General features: G+C 56.7%; 24 protein-coding genes. 8 read left to right on the top strand and 16 right to left on the bottom strand.

Translation table 11 applies throughout. The features are described from left to right. From rplT to thrS, 4 genes are all read right to left on the bottom strand, one after another. A partial coding sequence (gene rplT, locus ACRER8_RS04280) for a 50S ribosomal protein L20 (protein WP_431745113.1) occupies positions 1-172 on the bottom strand: 172 nt, incomplete at its 3' end. A gap of 29 nt (positions 173-201) precedes the next feature. Next, on the bottom strand, positions 202-396 hold the full coding sequence (rpmI, locus tag ACRER8_RS04275) for a 50S ribosomal protein L35 (protein WP_002553160.1): 195 nt from the start codon (positions 394-396) through the stop codon (positions 202-204). Positions 397-456: 60 nt separating this feature from the next. Beyond that, positions 457-1008 carry a translation initiation factor IF-3 gene (gene infC, locus ACRER8_RS04270; protein ID WP_199885129.1) on the bottom strand — a complete coding sequence of 184 codons (552 nt, stop codon included), beginning with the start codon at positions 1006-1008 and terminating at the stop codon, positions 457-459. After that, positions 1008-2930 carry a threonine--tRNA ligase gene (gene thrS, locus ACRER8_RS04265; RefSeq protein WP_431745104.1) on the bottom strand — a complete coding sequence of 641 codons (1923 nt, stop codon included), beginning with the start codon at positions 2928-2930 and terminating at the stop codon, positions 1008-1010. Before thrS ends, infC begins: the two co-directional genes overlap by 1 nt. 393 nt (positions 2931-3323) lie before the next feature. Between thrS and ACRER8_RS04260 the strand changes: the two genes are divergently transcribed. Then, positions 3324-3638 (top strand): hypothetical protein, encoded by a 315-nt coding sequence (locus ACRER8_RS04260; protein ID WP_431745103.1) that lies wholly within the window; start codon positions 3324-3326, stop codon positions 3636-3638. A 297-nt stretch (positions 3639-3935) separates the two neighbouring features. Next, on the top strand, positions 3936-4148 hold the full coding sequence (locus tag ACRER8_RS04255; RefSeq protein ID WP_007905882.1) for a cold-shock protein: 213 nt from the start codon (positions 3936-3938) through the stop codon (positions 4146-4148). Positions 4149-4208: 60 nt separating this feature from the next. Here the strand turns inward: ACRER8_RS04255 and ACRER8_RS04250 are convergent, their stop codons facing one another. After that, positions 4209-4532 (bottom strand): I78 family peptidase inhibitor, encoded by a 324-nt coding sequence (locus ACRER8_RS04250; protein WP_431745102.1) that lies wholly within the window; start codon positions 4530-4532, stop codon positions 4209-4211. Positions 4533-4845: 313 nt separating this feature from the next. Here ACRER8_RS04250 and ACRER8_RS04245 point away from each other — a divergent pair, with 313 nt between their 5' ends. After that, positions 4846-5043: a hypothetical protein gene (locus ACRER8_RS04245; RefSeq protein ID WP_431745101.1), complete on the top strand. Its 198-nt coding sequence runs from the start codon at positions 4846-4848 to the stop codon at positions 5041-5043. Between the two features lie 7 nt (positions 5044-5050). On the opposite strand, the gene ACRER8_RS04240 is transcribed toward ACRER8_RS04245, so the two are convergent. From ACRER8_RS04240 to ACRER8_RS04210, 7 genes are all read right to left on the bottom strand, one after another. Next, the gene (locus ACRER8_RS04240; protein ID WP_431745100.1) at positions 5051-6079 is read right to left on the bottom strand and encodes a nucleoside hydrolase; all 1029 of its coding nucleotides are present in this window, start codon (positions 6077-6079) and stop codon (positions 5051-5053) included. A gap of 43 nt (positions 6080-6122) precedes the next feature. After that, positions 6123-6527 (bottom strand): D-ribose pyranase, encoded by a 405-nt coding sequence (gene rbsD / locus ACRER8_RS04235; protein ID WP_431745099.1) that lies wholly within the window; start codon positions 6525-6527, stop codon positions 6123-6125. Further along, complete coding sequence (rbsK, locus tag ACRER8_RS04230) at positions 6524-7441, bottom strand: ribokinase (RefSeq protein ID WP_431745098.1); 918 nt, start codon at positions 7439-7441, stop codon at positions 6524-6526. The genes rbsD and rbsK overlap by 4 nt, the downstream gene beginning before the upstream one ends. Positions 7442-7479: 38 nt before the next feature. Beyond that, positions 7480-8502 carry a LacI family DNA-binding transcriptional regulator gene (locus ACRER8_RS04225; protein ID WP_431745097.1) on the bottom strand — a complete coding sequence of 341 codons (1023 nt, stop codon included), beginning with the start codon at positions 8500-8502 and terminating at the stop codon, positions 7480-7482. 1 nt (position 8503) lies between these two features. Further along, the gene (locus ACRER8_RS04220) at positions 8504-9499 is read right to left on the bottom strand and encodes an ABC transporter permease (protein WP_431745096.1); all 996 of its coding nucleotides are present in this window, start codon (positions 9497-9499) and stop codon (positions 8504-8506) included. Next, complete coding sequence (locus tag ACRER8_RS04215) at positions 9499-11049, bottom strand: sugar ABC transporter ATP-binding protein (protein ID WP_431745095.1); 1551 nt, start codon at positions 11047-11049, stop codon at positions 9499-9501. The genes ACRER8_RS04220 and ACRER8_RS04215 overlap by 1 nt, the downstream gene beginning before the upstream one ends. Before the next feature lie 67 nt (positions 11050-11116). Then, complete coding sequence (locus ACRER8_RS04210) at positions 11117-12076, bottom strand: sugar ABC transporter substrate-binding protein (RefSeq protein WP_431745094.1); 960 nt, start codon at positions 12074-12076, stop codon at positions 11117-11119. Positions 12077-12433: 357 nt separating this feature from the next. On the opposite strand from ACRER8_RS04210, the gene ACRER8_RS04205 reads away from it, so the two are divergent. Next, complete coding sequence (locus ACRER8_RS04205) at positions 12434-12706, top strand: hypothetical protein (RefSeq protein ID WP_431745093.1); 273 nt, start codon at positions 12434-12436, stop codon at positions 12704-12706. 78 nt (positions 12707-12784) lie between these two features. Here ACRER8_RS04205 and ACRER8_RS04200 read toward each other — a convergent pair whose 3' ends face one another. Then, on the bottom strand, positions 12785-13009 hold the full coding sequence (locus tag ACRER8_RS04200) for a YgdI/YgdR family lipoprotein (RefSeq protein WP_431745092.1): 225 nt from the start codon (positions 13007-13009) through the stop codon (positions 12785-12787). Between the two features lie 207 nt (positions 13010-13216). On the opposite strand from ACRER8_RS04200, the gene ACRER8_RS04195 reads away from it, so the two are divergent. After that, positions 13217-13459 carry a DUF1654 domain-containing protein gene (locus tag ACRER8_RS04195; RefSeq protein WP_431745091.1) on the top strand — a complete coding sequence of 81 codons (243 nt, stop codon included), beginning with the start codon at positions 13217-13219 and terminating at the stop codon, positions 13457-13459. Between the two features lie 112 nt (positions 13460-13571). Beyond that, complete coding sequence (locus ACRER8_RS04190) at positions 13572-14636, top strand: endonuclease/exonuclease/phosphatase family protein (RefSeq protein WP_431745090.1); 1065 nt, start codon at positions 13572-13574, stop codon at positions 14634-14636. Between the two features lie 54 nt (positions 14637-14690). On the opposite strand, the gene ACRER8_RS04185 is transcribed toward ACRER8_RS04190, so the two are convergent. Then, entirely contained in the window at positions 14691-15020 is a 330-nt protein-coding gene (locus tag ACRER8_RS04185) for a hypothetical protein (RefSeq protein WP_431745112.1), read from the bottom strand. Positions 15021-15501: 481 nt separating this feature from the next. On the opposite strand from ACRER8_RS04185, the gene ACRER8_RS04180 reads away from it, so the two are divergent. Both ACRER8_RS04180 and ACRER8_RS04175 read left to right on the top strand, forming a co-directional pair. Next, positions 15502-15726 (top strand): DUF6555 family protein, encoded by a 225-nt coding sequence (locus ACRER8_RS04180; protein ID WP_431745111.1) that lies wholly within the window; start codon positions 15502-15504, stop codon positions 15724-15726. 83 nt (positions 15727-15809) lie between these two features. Then, positions 15810-16058, top strand: a complete 249-nt coding sequence (locus tag ACRER8_RS04175) for a hypothetical protein (RefSeq protein ID WP_431745089.1) — start codon at positions 15810-15812, stop codon at positions 16056-16058. A 322-nt stretch (positions 16059-16380) separates the two neighbouring features. Here the strand turns inward: ACRER8_RS04175 and map are convergent, their stop codons facing one another. Together map and ACRER8_RS04165 are read right to left on the bottom strand one after the other, a co-directional pair. Continuing rightward, positions 16381-17166, bottom strand: coding sequence for a type I methionyl aminopeptidase (gene map, locus ACRER8_RS04170; protein ID WP_431745088.1), 786 nt, complete (start codon positions 17164-17166; stop codon positions 16381-16383). Next, the gene (locus ACRER8_RS04165) at positions 17163-17417 is read right to left on the bottom strand and encodes a ParD-like family protein (RefSeq protein WP_431745087.1); all 255 of its coding nucleotides are present in this window, start codon (positions 17415-17417) and stop codon (positions 17163-17165) included. Before ACRER8_RS04165 ends, map begins: the two co-directional genes overlap by 4 nt. Between the last annotated feature and the right edge of the window lie 11 nt (positions 17418-17428).

The following is a 17428-nucleotide window of genomic DNA, read 5'->3' as shown; positions in this document are numbered from 1 at the left end:
GGAACTGACGTTTTTTCTGACGACGGTCACGGTAGGCGTATTGGCCAGCCTTGATTACCGCTTGCTTGGCAACACGGAATACGCGTGAACGCGCGCCGTAGTAGCCTTTAGCAAGTTTCAGAATTTTCTTGTGACGCTTACGGGCAATGACGCCACGCTTTACACGAGCCATGAGTTACTTCCTCTATTTCTTGATCAAAATTAACGAAGGCGCAGCATGCGCTCGACTTTTGCCACGTCAGACGGATGCAGCAAGCTGCTTCCGCGCAGTTGACGCTTACGCTTGGTCGACATTTTGGTCAGGATGTGGCTCTTGAAAGCGTGCTTGTGCTTGATGCCATTCGCGGTTTTCAGAAACCGCTTAGCTGCACCACTTTTAGTCTTCATCTTTGGCATGTTCGGATACTCCGCATTCAGTTGATAAACATAACCGCAAGGCCTGCCGTGCCCTGGTGGTTATTTCTTCTTTTTCGGGGCGATGACCATAATCAGCTGGCGTCCTTCCATCTTAGGATGCTGTTCGACGGCGCCGTATTCGAGCAGGTCAGCTTCAACCCGCTTCAACAGCTCCATACCCAGCTCCTGGTGGGCCATCTCACGACCGCGGAATCTCAACGATACCTTGGCCCTGTCCCCGTCACTCAGGAAACGTACCAGGTTGCGTAGTTTTACCTGGTAATCCCCTTCCTCCGTCCCTGGACGAAACTTGATTTCTTTAACCTGAATCTGCTTCTGGTTTTTCTTCGCCGCAGCAATCTGCTTCTTCTTCTCGAAGATCGACTTGCCGTAGTCCATCACGCGACAGACAGGTGGTACTGCGTCGGCAGAAATCTCTACCAGATCAAGCTTGGCTTCTTCAGCTATACGAAGCGCTTCATCAATCGAGACGATGCCAACCTGCTCGCCGTCAGCGCCAATTAACCGAACCTCGCGTGCCGAGATATTCTCGTTGATCGGGGCCTTCGGTGCAGCTCGTTTATCTTGTCTCATTTCACGCTTAATAATAATTACTCCGAATCTTGGCGACCACGCCGGGAAACCGCTTGTGCGAGGAACTCCGAGAATTGAGCGACCGGCATCGAGCCAAGGTCTGAACCTTCACGGGTACGCACAGCGACAGTTTGCGTTTCAACCTCCCGATCTCCGATGACGAGGAGATAAGGAACCTTGAGCAAAGTATGCTCGCGGATTTTAAAGCCGATCTTTTCATTTCTCAAGTCGGACTTGGCACGAAACCCGCTTTCAGCCAGTGTTTTTTCCACTTCAAGGGCAAAATCTGCCTGTTTATCAGTGATATTCATGATCACTGCTTGAGTCGGAGCCAGCCACGCCGGGAATGCGCCTTCGTAGTGCTCGATCAGAATTCCGATGAAGCGCTCGAAGGAACCGAGGATCGCACGGTGCAGCATAACCGGATGCTTACGCCCGTTGTCTTCCGAAACGAATTCGGCGCCGAGACGGATTGGCAGGTTGAAATCGAGCTGCAATGTACCGCATTGCCAGACGCGACCCAAGCAATCCTTGAGAGAAAATTCGATTTTCGGACCGTAGAACGCCCCTTCTCCCGGTTGCAATTCATACGGCAGGCCAGCGCTATCCAGTGCTGCCGCAAGTGCAGACTCGGCGCGATCCCACAGATCGTCGGAACCCACGCGCTTTTCAGGACGAGTGGACAGCTTCATTTCGATGTCTTTAAAGCCGAAATCGGCGTAGACATCCATGGTCAACTTAATAAACGCCGCGGATTCGGCCTGCATCTGCTCTTCGGTGCAGAAGATGTGGGCATCGTCCTGGGTGAAGGCACGCACACGCATGATGCCGTGCAGGGCACCCGACGGTTCGTTGCGATGGCAGGCACCGAACTCGGCCAGTCGCATCGGCAACTCGCGATAGCTTTTCAGGCCCTGATTAAAGACTTGCACGTGGCAAGGGCAGTTCATCGGCTTGATGGCATAGTCGCGGCTTTCGGACTCGGTGGTGAACATGTTTTCGGCGTAGTTGGCCCAGTGGCCGGACTTCTCCCACAGCGAGCGGTCGACCACTTGTGGAGTCTTGATCTCCAGATAGCCGTTTTCGCGCTGGGTCTTGCGCATGTATTGCTCGAGGACTTGATACAGGGTCCAGCCGTTCGGGTGCCAGAACACCATGCCCGGCGCTTCTTCCTGGGTATGGAACAGGCCAAGCCGCTTGCCGATCTTGCGGTGATCGCGCTTTTCGGCTTCTTCGATGCGCTGGATATACGCCGCCAGCTGCTTCTTGTCAGCCCAGGCAGTCCCGTACACACGTTGCAGTTGCTCATTCTTGGCATCGCCGCGCCAGTAAGCACCGGACAGCTTGGTCAGCTTGAACGACTTCAGGAAACGGGTATTCGGCACGTGCGGACCACGGCACATGTCTACATATTCTTCGTGATAGTAGAGACCCATGGCCTTTTCGTTCGGCATGTCCTCGACCAGACGCAGCTTATAGTCCTCACCACGAGCCTTGAATACTTCGATCACTTCGGCGCGCGGGGTGACCTTCTTGATGACGTCGTAATCTTTCTCGATCAGCTGCTGCATGCGCTGCTCGATTGCCGCCAGATCATCCGGGGTAAATGGCCGCTCGTAGGCGATGTCGTAATAGAAGCCATCGTCGATGACCGGGCCGATGACCATCCTGGCGGTCGGATACAGCTGCTTGACGGCATGACCGACAAGGTGCGCACAGGAATGGCGGATGATCTCTACGCCTTCCTGATCTTTAGGAGTGATGATCTGCAGGCTCGCGTCGGCATCGATGATGTCGCCGGCATCGACCAGCTGACCGTTGACCTTGCCGGCAACGGTGGCCTTGGCCAGACCTGCGCCAATGGACGCGGCGACCTCGGCTACGGAAACCGGGTGATCGAAAGAACGTTGACTGCCGTCGGGAAGAGTAATAGTTGGCATGGCGCCTCCTCTCCTAGTGGTGACCCCTACCAAAGGTCACGTGGGTTGGGATAGAGCCAGTACGCGATTCGGCGGTGTACCTGCCTCACAGTGGCAGGAGCCCAGGGGCCAACCATTGACCGAACCAGAGTGACTGGAATGTGCGAAATCGACAGACCCGCATTGAGCGAAGCCTGACCCGCGAGACGCGAGCGAATCTGCAGGAGGCGCATCGTAGCACAGCCCGCCCGCTCTAGGTCAGGGTCATGACAGCGGATTGTGAATAAAGCTGCCGACAATCTGTGTAGGGATTGTCTGGAACTGAACTGCGACATCTCACTGCCGTCAGATAATCCGAGACCTCCGTTCAAGGCCCCTCGAATCGCGGGCCCATTAGACAAGAAGGAAACCACCATGAAGCTTCTAAGTGTCGCCGCCCTCCTCGCACCGTTGGCACTGGCTCTTCCGGTCAGTGCTCAGGCTGCGATGGATGCAAGCACCAAGGCCACCTACATGAGCGAATGTGAGGTTGCAGCGACCCAGAATAATTCCGCGATGGACGCCAACGCCGCAAAGGCTCATTGCGAATGTGGCGCTCAGCAGATCAACAAGACTTTCTCCGACAAGGAAATCGCGTCGCTGAATGATAAAACGACGCCTCCAAGTGCCGAAATGACATCTCGCCTACAAAAAGCTGTGAGCGAGAACTGCCTAAACGGCAAAAAATAAAAAATTTACATTCCGCTGCTTGAGCAACCGGATGAGTGATACGCATGTCAGCTATAAGATAAGTGAAGCCCGCGTATTTCGCGGGCTTCAGCCATTCTTATGCTATAGCGCCGAAGCGCCAGGAAGGCGGGAATAGTATGGGTTACAACTCGATTCACCCCATATATTTGCGGCACTGGCGCAAAGTTCTTACCGAAAAAGTCCAGCATTCACACAATTCGACTATGATAGGCCTCGTGTGCCCAGTTGGCCTGAGCAGCACAGCACTACTGAAAATTATGTTTCTGGAGATACACCATGTCTAATCGCCAAACCGGCACCGTAAAATGGTTCAACGATGAAAAAGGCTTCGGCTTTATCACTCCACAGGGTGGCGGTGACGACCTGTTCGTACACTTCAAAGCTATCGAATCCGACGGTTTCAAAAGCCTGAAAGAAGGCCAAACTGTCTCTTTCGTGGCTGAGAAAGGCCAAAAGGGCATGCAAGCCGCTCAGGTTCGCGCGGAGTAATCCAAGCGTTCTGAAAAAACCCCGTCACTGACGGGGTTTTTTATGCGTGCGAGAAAATGATCAGCCGCAATTCACGCGATTGACCGTCGCCGCCTGATCGGTATTGAGGTTCAGGCGATCGGACCGATACTCCAGCGTCACCATGTCGTTCGGCCCAAGCACCCTGGCCGTTTGTGCACCTGATTTGACACGCGCCTGCTCCAGCAAGGCTGGCGAAGCCGGCTTGCCGACTGCGAACTGGGCAGCGGCGGCATCACAACGGGACTGACCAGAATCAGAAGCCACCGCCGCTTCAGTGGGCGATGACGACTCGGAAGTATTGCTGCAACCCGCCAGCAGTACCGCTGCCAGAATCAATCCCGATGATGCGTATTTCCAGGGCATACAGCCTCCTTAGATTTTCAACGTGAACCCGAACCTCTGCGACAGCGGTGTGAACGCTTGGTTTCGCAGATGGCAGCGAGAAAGCGCCAGACAACGCAGACAAGGGCCGAGTCTGCCCCAGCCCGTGGTCGACATGGCAAACAAATCGTCACAAAACGTTTGGCATTGTATCCATTCGTGGTTGCAACCAAGGCCTTCATGCCTAAGTCGCAGTGCGTAATTTCGGACAAAATGCTTTACTGCACATCTGCTCGACGCTCAAGCACGGGTATTGGCGGGGGCAATCGGATATTTAAGAGAGGGACGCTACTCCATGGCAATCGTGCTCATCGATGCTGACATAAAGGCCAAGTGGCCGCAGGGACACTGTGCCCACAGCCCGGGAAGCCCTGAAGAACTGGCGATCATTGCGATCGACCTGCTGGTCAAGGAACTTGGCACCGAAGGCGCCCAGAACTTCATGAATCAAATGTTTCTGCGCTACTCGTCGGGGGCGTTGAGCAGCGCATGACTGACGCTTACTTCAACCGCGCCAGACGCCGAGTCAGCAGATCGAAAAAGCCCTGAGCGTCGCCGTTTTCGATCCAGAACACGTTCTTTGGCTGTTCCAGGGTGTCGTACCAGTCGGCGACAGTCTGGCCGAATCCAGGGCCATCCCGATTATCGATCACGACGTTGATCAATTTGCCGCTGAACAGCTCCGGCTTCAGCAACCAAGCGATCACGCTGGCATCGTGAACCGGTCCGCCCGGCAGCCCGTAATGCACCATGTCAGCCTTTACGTATTCGTTGAGAATGCCGCTGACTACTTTCCCCGCTTCATTATTCAGCCCCTCGATCTGCTTGATGCGCTGATCGCTGGTGAGGATTTTGTGCGTTACATCCAGCGGCACGTAAGTCAGCTTGACGCCGCTGGCGAGCACCACCTTGGCAGCATCCGGGTCAGCGTAGAGATTGAACTCGGCAACCGGCGTGATATTACCCCCATTGAAATGCGCCCCTCCCATGACCACCACCTCCTTGATGCCCTGGGTAATTTCCGGGGCCTGAATCAGCGCCAGGGCCAGGTTTGTCTGCGGCCCGAGCATGGCGATGGTGATGCTGTGCGGCGCGGCCTTGCTCAGCGTGTCAATCAGGTACTGCACCGCATTGCCTTCGGCGAGCGCCTTCTTCGGCTCGTGCACCTGCACACCGGGCAGACCTTCCTTGCCATGAATGTTTTCGGCGTAGATCGGCGTGCGTACCAGAGGCTTGCCCGCCCCTGCGTAAACAGGCACGTCTTCACGCCCTGCCCATTCACGGGCAAGACGCGCGTTGCGCGATGTCTTGTCGATGCGAACGTTACCCGCCACGGTGGTGATAGCCATCACGTTCAGCTCCTGCGGCGACGCTAGAGCCAGCAACAGCGCGACCACGTCGTCAGCACCCGGATCGGTGTCGATGATCAGATCACGCTTTTCGGCGGCCTGGACCGCTGCGGTGGAGAAGATGGTCAACAGTGCAACGCTCCGGAACAGTTGAACGACGAAGTGACGGCAAATCTGCATTGGAAACTCCCTGTTTCGTTGGTTTGAAACGCGTTCAAAGTGATCAGAAAACCACGCCGGCCACCAGGGCGATGTTTGTATAAGGCTGGCATTCACCGGTCCGCACGATCGCCCGGGCGCTGCGACTCAGTTGTTTCAAAGCCTCATGGCTGATCAGGCGCTGCTCGCCTAGACGGCCAACTGTGTTGAGCTCATTGAGTACAGCCAGCGCCGGAGGCCGTCTCTCGTGCATCTCCTCAGCGATGACGTGGCTTTCGACCTGCATCTCTGCCAAAACCGTATTCAGTACGCTGGCGAAGTCGGGAATACCGTGGGTGACGGCCAGATCGATGAGCTCTACGCCCGGCGGTACCGGCATGCCGGCATCGACAATCATCAGCACGTCGCCATGGCCGAGGGATGCGACGACGCGCGACAAGGCAATGTTGAGCAGTGGAGTTTTTTTCATGGCTGGTAACTCTGAACGTCGTTGAGGGTCGGGATGGACGGCTGTGCCCCGGAACGCGTGACGGATAACGCCGCTGCAATCTGTCCGAAACGTATGGCTTCAGACTCGGGCTTGCCATCCGCCAGAGCCGCCGCGAAACCACCGACGAAGGTGTCGCCTGCCGCAGTGGTATCGATGGCTTTGACCTTGGGTGCCGGAAAATGCTGAGAGTGGGCCCGCGTAGCGAACAACGCCCCCTGCTCACCCAGCGTCACGATGACTTTGCTCACACCCGATGCCAACAGCGCGGTGGCAGCAGCATCGGCGGTGGCGACGCTGTCGACCGGCAAACCGGTCAATGCAGTGGCTTCGCTTTCATTGGGGATCAGGTAATCGACCCAGGCATACCATTCTGCCGGCAGCGGCCCACTGACCGGAGCAGGATTGAGGATGACCGTCTTGCCCAGCTCGTGTCCGCGCTTGAGCACATACCCGACAGTGGCCATTGGCACTTCCAGCTGGCAGATGATCACTTCGGCGCGACTCAACAGAGCATCAAAGCCGTCGACCACTTCCGAGGTGACGTGTCCATTGCCCCCGGCCACGATCACGATGGCGTTCTGGCTGCTGTCATCGACCACGATCAGTGCCACCCCCGTGGACTCATTTGCAACGTTGGTCACGGCCTCGCAATCGATGCCTTCAACCATAAGCGCCGAGCGCAATTGTTCCCCGTAGGCGTCATCGCCCACACACCCGATCATGGCCACGCTGGCACCAAGACGTGCCGCCGCGACCGCCTGGTTTGCCCCCTTGCCGCCGGGAACGGTGACGAACGATTGCCCGGCCAGGGTTTCGCCAGCGCGCGGCAAACGCGGCGCACGCGTGACCAGATCCATGTTGAGGCTGCCCACTATCACTACTTTTGCTTGCATGACGTCTGTACTCTTCAATCCGGCCCCTTCGGCCCGGGTCAGCGAAACTCGTTGAACGCGTTGATTGGCGGCGCCGTGGACTCACGCAACACGATACTCGGCGCGACGATCAGCTGCTGCACTGGGCTATCGCCCCGGGTCGAAATCCGCCGCAGCAATACTTCAGCAGCGCGCTCCCCCAACTGCAGGATCGATTGTCCGACAGTGGTCAGCGCCGGATACACGTATTGGCTCATCTGAATATCGTCGAAACCGATTACCGAAAGATCGGTCGGCACCCGCACATTACGCTCTGCGGCGGCCCGTAACGCGCCGATGCCCACCATGTCGTTGGCGGCGAAAATCGCGCTCGGGCGGTCACCATCCAGCAGTTTGCCCGCTGCTTGATAACCACTGGGGCCCGTGAAGTCGCTTTCGACCACCCAACTGTCCGGGACATCTATGGCGGCTTCTTGCATGGCTCGGCGATATCCGGCCAGCCGCATCCGCGCGACACTGGTCTGAGCCGGACCGCAGATACAGGCAATATGCCGATGCCCCAGCCCCAGCAGGTGCGACGTCGCGAGGTAGCCGCCGAGTTCGTGATCGATACGAACCAGGTCGGCACTGATATTTTCCAGAGCCCGGTCGACGATGACCATGGGCGTACGGACCGCCGACAAGCTGTCGACCAGACTGTCTCCCCCGCCTACCGACGATACGATCAGCCCATCGACGCGTTTTTCGAGCAATACCCGCAGGTAACTGCGCTGCTTCTCCAGATTGTCGTCGGAGTTACAGAGGATCACGCAGAATCCGTTGCGCTCGCAGTAGTCTTCGATGCCTCTGGCCAGCTCGGCGAAATACGGGTTGATGCCGTTGGGAATCAACAGGCCAATGGTCGCGGTCGACTTGGCTTTCAGCGAGCGCGCCACGGCACTGGGCACATAGTCCAGTTGGGCAATCGCCGCCTCGACTTTCTTGCGTACCTCGTCGCTGACCGGCCGTGTTCTATTCAGGACATGAGACACGGTGGTGTACGAAATGCCTGCAATTGCAGCTACATCCTTGATAGTGGCCATGTCAGCCGCGCCGCCGTGCGCGATTGCTGCGATAGGTGTCGAGCACCACCGCCACGACGATCACCGCGCCAGTGATGATGCGTTTGGTTGGCTCTGTAGCGCCAATCTGCGCCAGGCCCGCCGCCAGAACGGAGATGATGAGGACGCCGAAAAAGGTACTGATCACCGAGCCGCGCCCGCCCATCAGGCTGGTGCCTCCGATCACCACGGCCGCGATGACCTGCAGTTCGAGGCCCGAACCGGCGTTCGGATCTGCCGCTTCCAGGCGCGAAATCTGGAACAGCGCAGCGACACCCGCCAGCAAGCCCATGAGCGAAAACACCAGGATCTTGTAGGGTTTCGGATTGATCCCTGCCAGACGCACGGCCTCTTCGTTGGTGCCAATGCCGATCAGGTAACGGCCGAAGACGGTACGGGTAAGCACCGCTTGAGCGACGAAGATCACGATCAGCGCAATGACGAACGAGGGTGAGATGCCGAATGCAAACGGGTTGGACAGCCAGGCGTAGGCATCGCCGATGTACGCCGTCCGCGAGTCCGTCAGCTGATATGCCACACCGCGAGCCATCTCCAGCACACCTAGCGAGACGATGAATGAAGGAATGCGCCAGGCCACCGTAATCGACCCGGTCAATGTCCCCGCCGCCGTAGCGCAGGCCATACCAAGCAGCGCCGAGGGCAACACGCCCCAGCCCCAGCCGAGCATTGCGACGCTGACAGCCGACGCCGCCAGAGCCAGCACCGAGCCCACCGATAGGTCGATGCCGCCAATGATCAGAATGAAGGTCATGCCAACGGCGAGCACCATCAGGTCGGGGATCTGGTTGGCCAGCGTGCTGAAGGTCTCGTAAGACAGGAAGTGATCGCTCAGCAGCGAAAACAGTACGATCATCGCCAGCAAGGCGCCCGCCAGCCCGAGGTAGGTGCCCAGCCCGAAGTAATTGCCGGTGCGCTTGCCTGGTGAAGGCAGCGCGGCAGGAGTAGTCGAGGTTTTCATCAGTCGTTCCTGGGCGCCGCTTCCGAGAGCAGCGCATCACGTTTTTGGTAGCCCGCGAAGGCGGCGGCAAGCAATTCGTCCTGGGTCCAGGTATCGCGTTCGAAGGTGTCGATCAAACGTCCGGCGGAGAGCACGCCGATGCGATCACAGATCAACATCAGCTCGCGCAGATCACTGGATACCACCACTAGCGCCCTGCCCTGGCGGGTCAATTCGCCAAGCAGCGCATAGATATCGAACTTGGCACCAACGTCGATGCCACGGGTCGGCTCGTCAAACAACATCACCTGACAGTCGCGCTCCAGCCAGCGCCCGATGACGACCTTCTGCTGGTTACCGCCGGACAGCTCCGACACCAATTGCGTCGGGCTTGAGCTGCGAATCCGCATGGCATCCACCTGACGTCTGGCCAGCGCCATCTCGGCATTGCCATTGACCACGCCGCCATTGGAAATCGCTTCCATATTGCCGAGCGCAATGTTGGCGCTGATCGACTGCGACAGCAGCAGGCCTTCGCCCTTGCGGTCCTCGGTGATCAGGGCGATACCGTGACTGACGGCGTCCACCGGCGAGTCGATGCGCACCGTCTGCAGCGGCTGACCGACTGAAATCGTGCCGTTGTCTGCAGTGTCCGCGCCGTAGATCAGACGCAGCAGTTCGGTGCGACCGGCACCAATCAGACCGGAAATGCCAAAAATCTCACCGGCGCGAACGTCAAAAGACACATCGCGAACCTTATCGGAGCGACTCAAGCCCTTCACCGACAGCGCGATCTCACCAATCCTGCGCTCGCCCAGATCGATGTGCTCGCCAAGCTCGCGACCAACCATCAGGGTCACCAGTTGCTCGCTGTTGTAATTGGCCATCGCGTCGACACACACCAGCTTGCCATCGCGCAGTACAGCGATGCGCTGCGCGACGCGGGCGAGTTCTTCCAGACGATGAGAGATATAAATGATGGAAACGCCACGATCCTGCAGACGGGTAATCTGCTCGAACAGCATCTCGACCTCGCGAGCGGTCAGCATGGCTGTCGGCTCATCAAGAATCAGCACGTGGCAATCGCCGATCAGATTGCGGGCGATTTCGACCATTTGCTGGTGGCCGATACCCAACTCACCGACCAAGGTGTCAGGGTCAATGGCTTCCAGCCCCACCTGAGCCATGGCCTTGATGGAATCCTCGCGTAGCTTCTTGCGATTGATGAAACCGGCCCGGCTGGGCAAGTTGTCTAGGAACAGGTTTTCGGCGACCGACAGGGTCGGCAGCAGATTGAGTTCTTGCATGACCATGCGCACGCCGAGTTTTTCGGCCTGGGTGCGACTCGTTGGCGTGTAAGGCTGCCCTTGAAACTGCATTTCGCCGGTGGTGGGTGTCACCAAGCCGCCGATGATCTTCGACAAGGTGCTTTTACCCGCGCCGTTCTCTCCGGTCAGCGCCAACACTTCTCCGCGCATCAGCGTCAGATCGATGTCACCGAGAACAGGTTGGGCGTAGGTTTTGCCAATACCGCTGACAGATAGAACAGCGGCCTGAGCAGACGCTGACATAACGCTCTCCACGCGCCAGCCCCGGAATAGGGGCTGACGGTATTTACGGGTGTTAGAGAAGTCGGGCTTACTGCGGCTTGGTCACCAGCTCAACCGGGGTCTCGATCACACCGTCCTTGATGTCGAGCTTGTCGCCCTTGACCATCTTCAACGCGGTATCGATACCGAACACTGCCTGGCGAGCGGCGAACTGGTCGGCGGTCGCCAGAACGCGGCCATCCTTAAGCATCGGCTTGATTGCGTTGATGTTGTCGTAACCCACGACTTGCACCTTGCCCGCCTTGCCTGCGGCACGTACGGCCGACACTGCGCCCAGCGCCATGCTGTCGTTACCGGCTAGCAGCGCTTTCAGGTTCGGGTACTCGTTGAGCATGGCCGACGCGACGGCGTTGCCCTTGTCGATTTCCCAGTTACCCGATTGGGTGGAGACAATCTTCATCTGCGCAGCATCCATCGCATCCTTGAAACCTGCAGTGCGTTGCTGGGCGTTGGTGGTGGTCGGCACACCTTCGATGATCCCGACCTGATCACCGGCAGTCAGCTGTTTGGCGAGGTAATCACCCACCAGCTTGGCGCCCTTGCGGTTGTTCGGGCCTACGAAAGGCACTTCGATATTCTTGCTTTTCAGCACTTCGACATCGAGCTGGTTGTCGATGTTGACGACCTTGATACCGGCATCCATGGCCTTCTTGATCACCGAGGCCAAGGCTTTCGAATCAGCAGGTGCGATGACCAGCGCGTCGACCTTTTTAACGATCATCTGGTTAACGATGTCGATCTGCGCGGCTGTATCGGACTCATTCTTGATGCCGTTGGAAATCAGGTCGAAATCAGCGGAATGTTGTTTTTGGTAATCCTTGGCGCCGTCTTCCATGGTCAGAAAGAACTCGTTGGCCAGGGATTTCATTACCAAAGCGACGGTAGGTTTCTTGGTGTCGTCAGCGTAGGCAGAAGAGAGAGGCAGGGTTACCGCACTAGCGGCGAGCATGGCAACAGCAAGAAGGCGTGCAGCGAATGGCAGCTTCATGGAATCACTCCGACATTATGATTATTGTATCGGCACCGAATGCGGCGTCAGGGAAGCCGAATGGACAGCCCTGATCGAATCGCAAACGTTTGCGTGAACGAAACTATGAGAATGACCGAGACATTTGTCAACAACCTGAATGCGGTAACTTGTTACTTCAGAATTTCCCTACATCGAATGGCGTCTATCACACCCGCGCCCCTTCATATCGTCCGACCATTCACGTGCGCGCCGCGCCAATGTTAAATTCTGGTTTTTAATGCGAGTCACCGCTGACGCTGCGCTAAGATAACGGCCTTCTGACATCGCACGCAGACATGCGGCGATGACGCAAACCGATGGGCTGTTGGAGAAAAAATGATGGACCCGGTCAGAAAGGACAGTCGAGCCGAGGAAGGGTATGACCCTGCTGCGGACTTCATTCAAACCCTGATTTCAACTCTTCCAGGCATGGGTCCTGTCGGAAAGAGTCGCGAAGCTCATCGGCAATGGTATGAGTCGCTGTCGGAAGAGGACCAAATGAAAGTTCGCGACAAGCTAAGAGAGGAGATTGCGCGGGTCAGATCGCAGTTCGGTAAACGCTCGAACATCCTCTCCGCGCAGTTGATCAGACTCCGCGATCACGGCTAGGCCGCTCCGGGAATATTATTTAGACCGATCGTCTTTTAATCCAAAAAGCCTGTTCTGACCAAGTCGATCAGGCTTTCTTCACTCCTCCTTCTTGACCGTCGCCACCTCGTCAGCGCGAACTCTCACGGTTTTGCCGGAGATGTCCTCGAATTCATAAAACCCGTCCTTGCTCTTAGTCTTCGGCGCATCCTTGGTGAGATATTGCGTGCCGTTCTGCAACGTCACCACCGTCGCCGTCGAGCATCCGGCCAGCACCGTGCAACACACCAGCGCCACGGGCAGCGCCAACCCTTTGATCTTCATGCTGATTCCTCGATATTTTCAGGTCATCGCGAACTGAGTCGCCAATGCGGAATCAGATCAACGCAATCGGTTTTGGTTCGCTCCCCAAAGAATAGTCGGAAACATCAGAGACTTGAGCGGCGGCGCAGATTCATCCTACTTCACAGTTGCGAAACGTCCTACGGTGAAATACTGTATGCACATACAGCAAAATAAGGGACTCCTCTTGTGTCTACCACTGCCGCTTCAGCCCTCGCTTCGTATGAACGCCTGGCTACTCGCATTCAGAAAATCATCAATGCCCCAACCGCACAGAGATCGCGCTCTGCACTGATCTTTCGCCTCCCGGACGAACTTGAAGATGACTGGAATCAGCTCCTTGAAGAGATCGCCGAAAACGACAACGTGACCCTTGCCTGGCGAGACGATGGCGGCGTGCAGATTTTCTGGACCGTTCCCAAGGAAGACTGACCCGGTCCCATTGGTACCTGGATCTTGGTTTTAACCGCCAGGGACCTGCTCTACCCAGCGAGATTCGTTCGAGGTCTCGTCCTTGCTTCAACCAGCCCGTAGTTGGAATCCAATGCTCAGATTTTTTGTTTCATTGCTGTTTGCTTTCTCCTTTCTGCAAAGTGCATCGGCCGACGTCAATATCGGCACCTGGAACCTGGAGCACCTGAGTGTGCGGCCGAACAAGGATTTTCAGGGCATCGCGAAAGTTGCACAGAACGTCGACTTTCTCGCCGTGCAGGAACTCATGAGCGAAGATGCGCTGCAAGCGCTGGCCCAGGAGTTGACCCGCCTGACCGGCAAACACTGGAGCGCAATGGCCTCACATGCCGTGGGTCGATCTTCCTACAAGGAAATGTATGGTTTCGTCTGGCGTGACGATGCGGTCGCTTACGAGGACGGGGCTGTCACCTACCTGGACCGCAGCGACACATTCGAACGAGAGCCCTACTCTGCCCGCTTCAAGTCGCTCAAGGATGGCACGACCTTTGTTGTGGCGACCGTGCATATTCTGTATGGCAAAAGTCAGGCTGACCGCGCTTCTGAGATCACTGCGTTGTCCAGCTACTGGGCCTGGCTGAAAGATACTTACCCAGGCAACAACCAGATCATGCTGATGGGCGACTTCAACACCCCGCCGACGTCGCCGGCCTGGGGCAATCTGGACGCCAGCGCGAAGCCACTGGTGCTCAACGGGGCCAGCACGCTGTCGATCAAGGATGGCAAATTCGCCAACCTTTACGACAACATCTTCGTCAGCAAGAATTCCACGATCAAGGTCAACAACGTTCAGGTCTTCAACTATCCGCAATACCTTGGCATGACCCACGCTCAGGGTCGTGACAGCATATCCGACCATGCGCCAATCTTTCTAAATGCCAGCTTCGGCGCTGGCAGCTCCGTTGCGACGACAGCTCCGGCGAAATCCATACTGGCGAACCCGATGAAGCCAAGTGCAACGCCTTCAGTCAAGGTGAACAATCTAACCGTAGCGATTCGGGGCAACAAGAAAACCATGGTCTACCATCGCCCGGATTGCCCGTCGTACAACGCGGTGTCGGAAAAAAACCGGGTTGAATTCGATAACGCTGCGGCGGCCGAAGCACAGCACTACCACTTGGCAGGAAACTGCCGCTAAACAGCGAAAAAGCCAAGGGACGCGTCTGAACGTCTGGCGCGTTCCGTATTCGGTCTATTTACGCGCCAGATCGTGCTGGATGCAGCCATCGTAGTATGTCTGCTTCACAGCGGCAGGCTTCAAGCGCGAAGGACTCCTGTAAGTTTGTTCGGTGATCCCTACCGCCATCTTGCGCATCCACGGCTGAGAAAATTTACGCGCTTGCAGCCCCTTCCGTGCGCTGTACAGCGTTGTCCCTGAGAGTTTGGATTGCTGGGCAGTTGCCGCCATCCCTGCTCCCCATTTGCACACTTGCAGATCGTTCTTGCTGATATCTCGGGCCTGCGCAGGGATTGCCGCTACCATCAAAATAAATGTCACCACGCCTAAACCCATACTTCGCATACGTTTCGCCCCGGAATCTATTGAAAAGAAAGGATTTTTCCAGAAATTGTTACGAATGCGGGCCATCAGATTGCCTTTTTGCAAGAAGTTTTCTAACCGCCGGTTTTGGCTTTCGCCTGCCCTGACTTTTAGACCCCCATGTATCCGAATGAGGGTGTCATTATTCGAAATCCACGGCATTGCAGGGCAGCTCTCTGACAATCAGTTGTGGCACATGGCCGCTTATCGGCAGATGGTTCAAATCGCCATGAAACAATGCAATTCTCTCGCAGTCGGTAGCCCATCGCAGCCCATAGCAGGCTACTTATCTCAGGCAGAGAACCCGCTTTACGATCCATGGCCCGGCAGGACTGGCCAGCCTGTATCGATCTCGAAATGAAGTGACAGCACCGCCGATGCATTCAGCGGCCACTCTGTCAGGTACATCAGGAAGTACTCAAATTTCAGACCGGCGTGCACAACGCCCAACAGGCCCATGACGATGAATGATTCTAGGGATTTTGAAATTCATTACCGTTTCAGAGGCGAACCCCGGCACTTTTGCCATCATGCAAGCCACCTATGTGAAAGCGAGGCTTTGCATTTTGCGACTCTGCACGCCGGCGTGGGGAATCTCGATGGCAGTTTCGCAGCAGGCCCCGTGCGTCTGGCAATGCTTTATGCCGAAGGGCTTGGCATCACCCAGGTCCAATGGAAACGCACCTAAGGCGATAAATCTCCAAACAAACCGCATATCCAGTGGTCGGTATTTACAAGCGACGCTCATGAAACCAGCAAAGCGAGGTAAATATGACCATTGATAACGAGCTAAAAAAAGAGGTCCTGATACGCCTGTTGCATGCCCATCCAGGTGGGCTAGGCAAAGAGGTTCTGGATAATTATCGAGGGGAACATGCTGTCGCGGAAACTCTTGAGCATCTGCAGGAAGCCGGACTGATACATGACGGATGTGTCGAAAGCGGGGCCAAGGGTGAGCCATCGCTCAGATATCCGGTCAAACTCAGTGCTGCGGGGGTGGACGCGGCGAAGCAGCTTTGATCTCAAAGCCGAGTGGCGAGTTTGCAGCTCGGGGATATCAGGTGACGCTGATGTGGGTTCCGCTCTTCAAGGGCGGGTCCATATCAGACGTGGTAACGGAGATATGAACGATGCGGCTCGCTTGAGCGGCTTTTGAGCTTGATGCCGCGTTATGACGAATTGTCGTCAAGAACATTGGTGTTCTCCCCAAGTGCTGCACGCCTGATCATCCATGAGCCGGTCGGGCGGCAGCACTACAGGGGAACGAGAAGAAGCCTACAAGCTCAGTCAGCTTTTCGTCACTTGAACAATTGTGACTTTATTAGTCCAGACGCGAACCACCTCACACTGCTGAATATTCACCGGTGCCATCCGGCCACGGCGTCAGCAACTCGAAACCGTCATCAGTCACCGCGACCATGTGCTCCCACTGCGCAGACAGCGATTGGTCGCGGGTCAACACCGTCCAACCGTCCTCCAGCACGTGAGTTCCGGGCTTGCCAGCATTGATCATCGGCTCAATGGTAAATACCATCCCGGCCTTGAGCTTCAGCCCCTTGCCAGCGGCCCCATAATGCAAGATCTGAGGTTCTTCATGATACCTGCGGCCAATGCCGTGACCGCAGTACTCACGTACCACGCTGAAACCCTCGCGATGAGCCACCTTCTGGATGGCATTACCGATATCACCCAGCGTCGCCCCTGGGCGCACCACGCGAATCCCGGCCAGCGTCGCCTCGTAAGTGGTTTCAACCAGACGTCGTGCCAGCGGACTGACCTCGCCAACGTAATACATGCGACTGGTATCGCCGTGCCAGCCATCTTTGATGACCGCGACATCAATGTTGACGATATCGCCGTCCTTGAGGATGTCATCTGCGGATGGAATGCCGTGACAGACCACAGTATTTGGCGAAATGCAGGTGGTTTTGGTGAAGCCGTGATAACCGACGTTTGCGGGAGTGACTTTCAGCTCATTGACAATGTAATCATTGCAAATGTCATCCAGCGCCTCGGTGCTCACGCCCGGCTTCACATGCTGCGCGATCATGGCTAATACATCCGCCGCCAAGCGCCCGGCAACACGCAATCCGACCAAATCCGCTTCGCTCTTGATGCTAACGCTCATTGCGACACCGCCCTGACATGAGTCTCACTCGTGGCGGGGTCATCCGCTTGGTCATGCAGGATTGCGTCCCCGTCGGCTTCGGCGCGGATCAGCAATAGGCAAATATCGGAATAGTTCAGCCCGGGATTGAGTTCGGCGAGCATACCAACCCGCATCCAGTGCTCAGCCTGAGCATTGATCGATCGACTCAGCGCGGCGCTGGCCGAGCGAATATTGGCGTGCATCTGTTCGGAAATCTTGACCAATCCCATGATTCACCTCG

Origin of the sequence: Pseudomonas sp., assembly GCF_050739935.1 — a bacterium.
Taxonomy (GTDB): Bacteria; Pseudomonadota; Gammaproteobacteria; order Pseudomonadales; family Pseudomonadaceae; genus Aquipseudomonas.
Note: the sequence above shows the minus strand (reverse complement) of the source record. Positions and strands in the feature narration are given on the sequence as shown.

Bases quoted from the DNA above. Each gene is read 5' to 3' on its own strand.
- ACRER8_RS04165 (WP_431745087.1), bottom strand. From the start codon at position 17,417: ATGGGATTGGTCAAGATTTCCGAACAGATGCACGCCAATATTCGCTCG.
- ACRER8_RS04210 (WP_431745094.1), bottom strand. From the start codon at position 12,076: ATGAAGCTGCCATTCGCTGCACGCCTTCTTGCTGTTGCCATGCTCGCC.
- ACRER8_RS04190 (WP_431745090.1), top strand. From the start codon at position 13,572: ATGCTCAGATTTTTTGTTTCATTGCTGTTTGCTTTCTCCTTTCTGCAA.
- ACRER8_RS04215 (WP_431745095.1), bottom strand. From the start codon at position 11,049: ATGTCAGCGTCTGCTCAGGCCGCTGTTCTATCTGTCAGCGGTATTGGC.
- ACRER8_RS04245 (WP_431745101.1), top strand. From the start codon at position 4,846: ATGGCAATCGTGCTCATCGATGCTGACATAAAGGCCAAGTGGCCGCAG.
- ACRER8_RS04220 (WP_431745096.1), bottom strand. From the start codon at position 9,499: ATGAAAACCTCGACTACTCCTGCCGCGCTGCCTTCACCAGGCAAGCGC.
- rbsK (WP_431745098.1), bottom strand. From the start codon at position 7,441: ATGCAAGCAAAAGTAGTGATAGTGGGCAGCCTCAACATGGATCTGGTC.
- ACRER8_RS04200 (WP_431745092.1), bottom strand. From the start codon at position 13,009: ATGAAGATCAAAGGGTTGGCGCTGCCCGTGGCGCTGGTGTGTTGCACG.
- thrS (WP_431745104.1), bottom strand. From the start codon at position 2,930: ATGCCAACTATTACTCTTCCCGACGGCAGTCAACGTTCTTTCGATCAC.
- ACRER8_RS04205 (WP_431745093.1), top strand. From the start codon at position 12,434: ATGATGGACCCGGTCAGAAAGGACAGTCGAGCCGAGGAAGGGTATGAC.
- ACRER8_RS04185 (WP_431745112.1), bottom strand. From the start codon at position 15,020: ATGCGAAGTATGGGTTTAGGCGTGGTGACATTTATTTTGATGGTAGCG.
- ACRER8_RS04260 (WP_431745103.1), top strand. From the start codon at position 3,324: ATGAAGCTTCTAAGTGTCGCCGCCCTCCTCGCACCGTTGGCACTGGCT.
- rbsD (WP_431745099.1), bottom strand. From the start codon at position 6,527: ATGAAAAAAACTCCACTGCTCAACATTGCCTTGTCGCGCGTCGTCGCA.
- ACRER8_RS04180 (WP_431745111.1), top strand. From the start codon at position 15,502: ATGAATGATTCTAGGGATTTTGAAATTCATTACCGTTTCAGAGGCGAA.
- map (WP_431745088.1), bottom strand. From the start codon at position 17,166: ATGAGCGTTAGCATCAAGAGCGAAGCGGATTTGGTCGGATTGCGTGTT.
- ACRER8_RS04255 (WP_007905882.1), top strand. From the start codon at position 3,936: ATGTCTAATCGCCAAACCGGCACCGTAAAATGGTTCAACGATGAAAAA.
- ACRER8_RS04240 (WP_431745100.1), bottom strand. From the start codon at position 6,079: ATGCAGATTTGCCGTCACTTCGTCGTTCAACTGTTCCGGAGCGTTGCA.
- ACRER8_RS04250 (WP_431745102.1), bottom strand. From the start codon at position 4,532: ATGCCCTGGAAATACGCATCATCGGGATTGATTCTGGCAGCGGTACTG.
- rpmI (WP_002553160.1), bottom strand. From the start codon at position 396: ATGCCAAAGATGAAGACTAAAAGTGGTGCAGCTAAGCGGTTTCTGAAA.
- ACRER8_RS04175 (WP_431745089.1), top strand. From the start codon at position 15,810: ATGACCATTGATAACGAGCTAAAAAAAGAGGTCCTGATACGCCTGTTG.
- ACRER8_RS04225 (WP_431745097.1), bottom strand. From the start codon at position 8,502: ATGGCCACTATCAAGGATGTAGCTGCAATTGCAGGCATTTCGTACACC.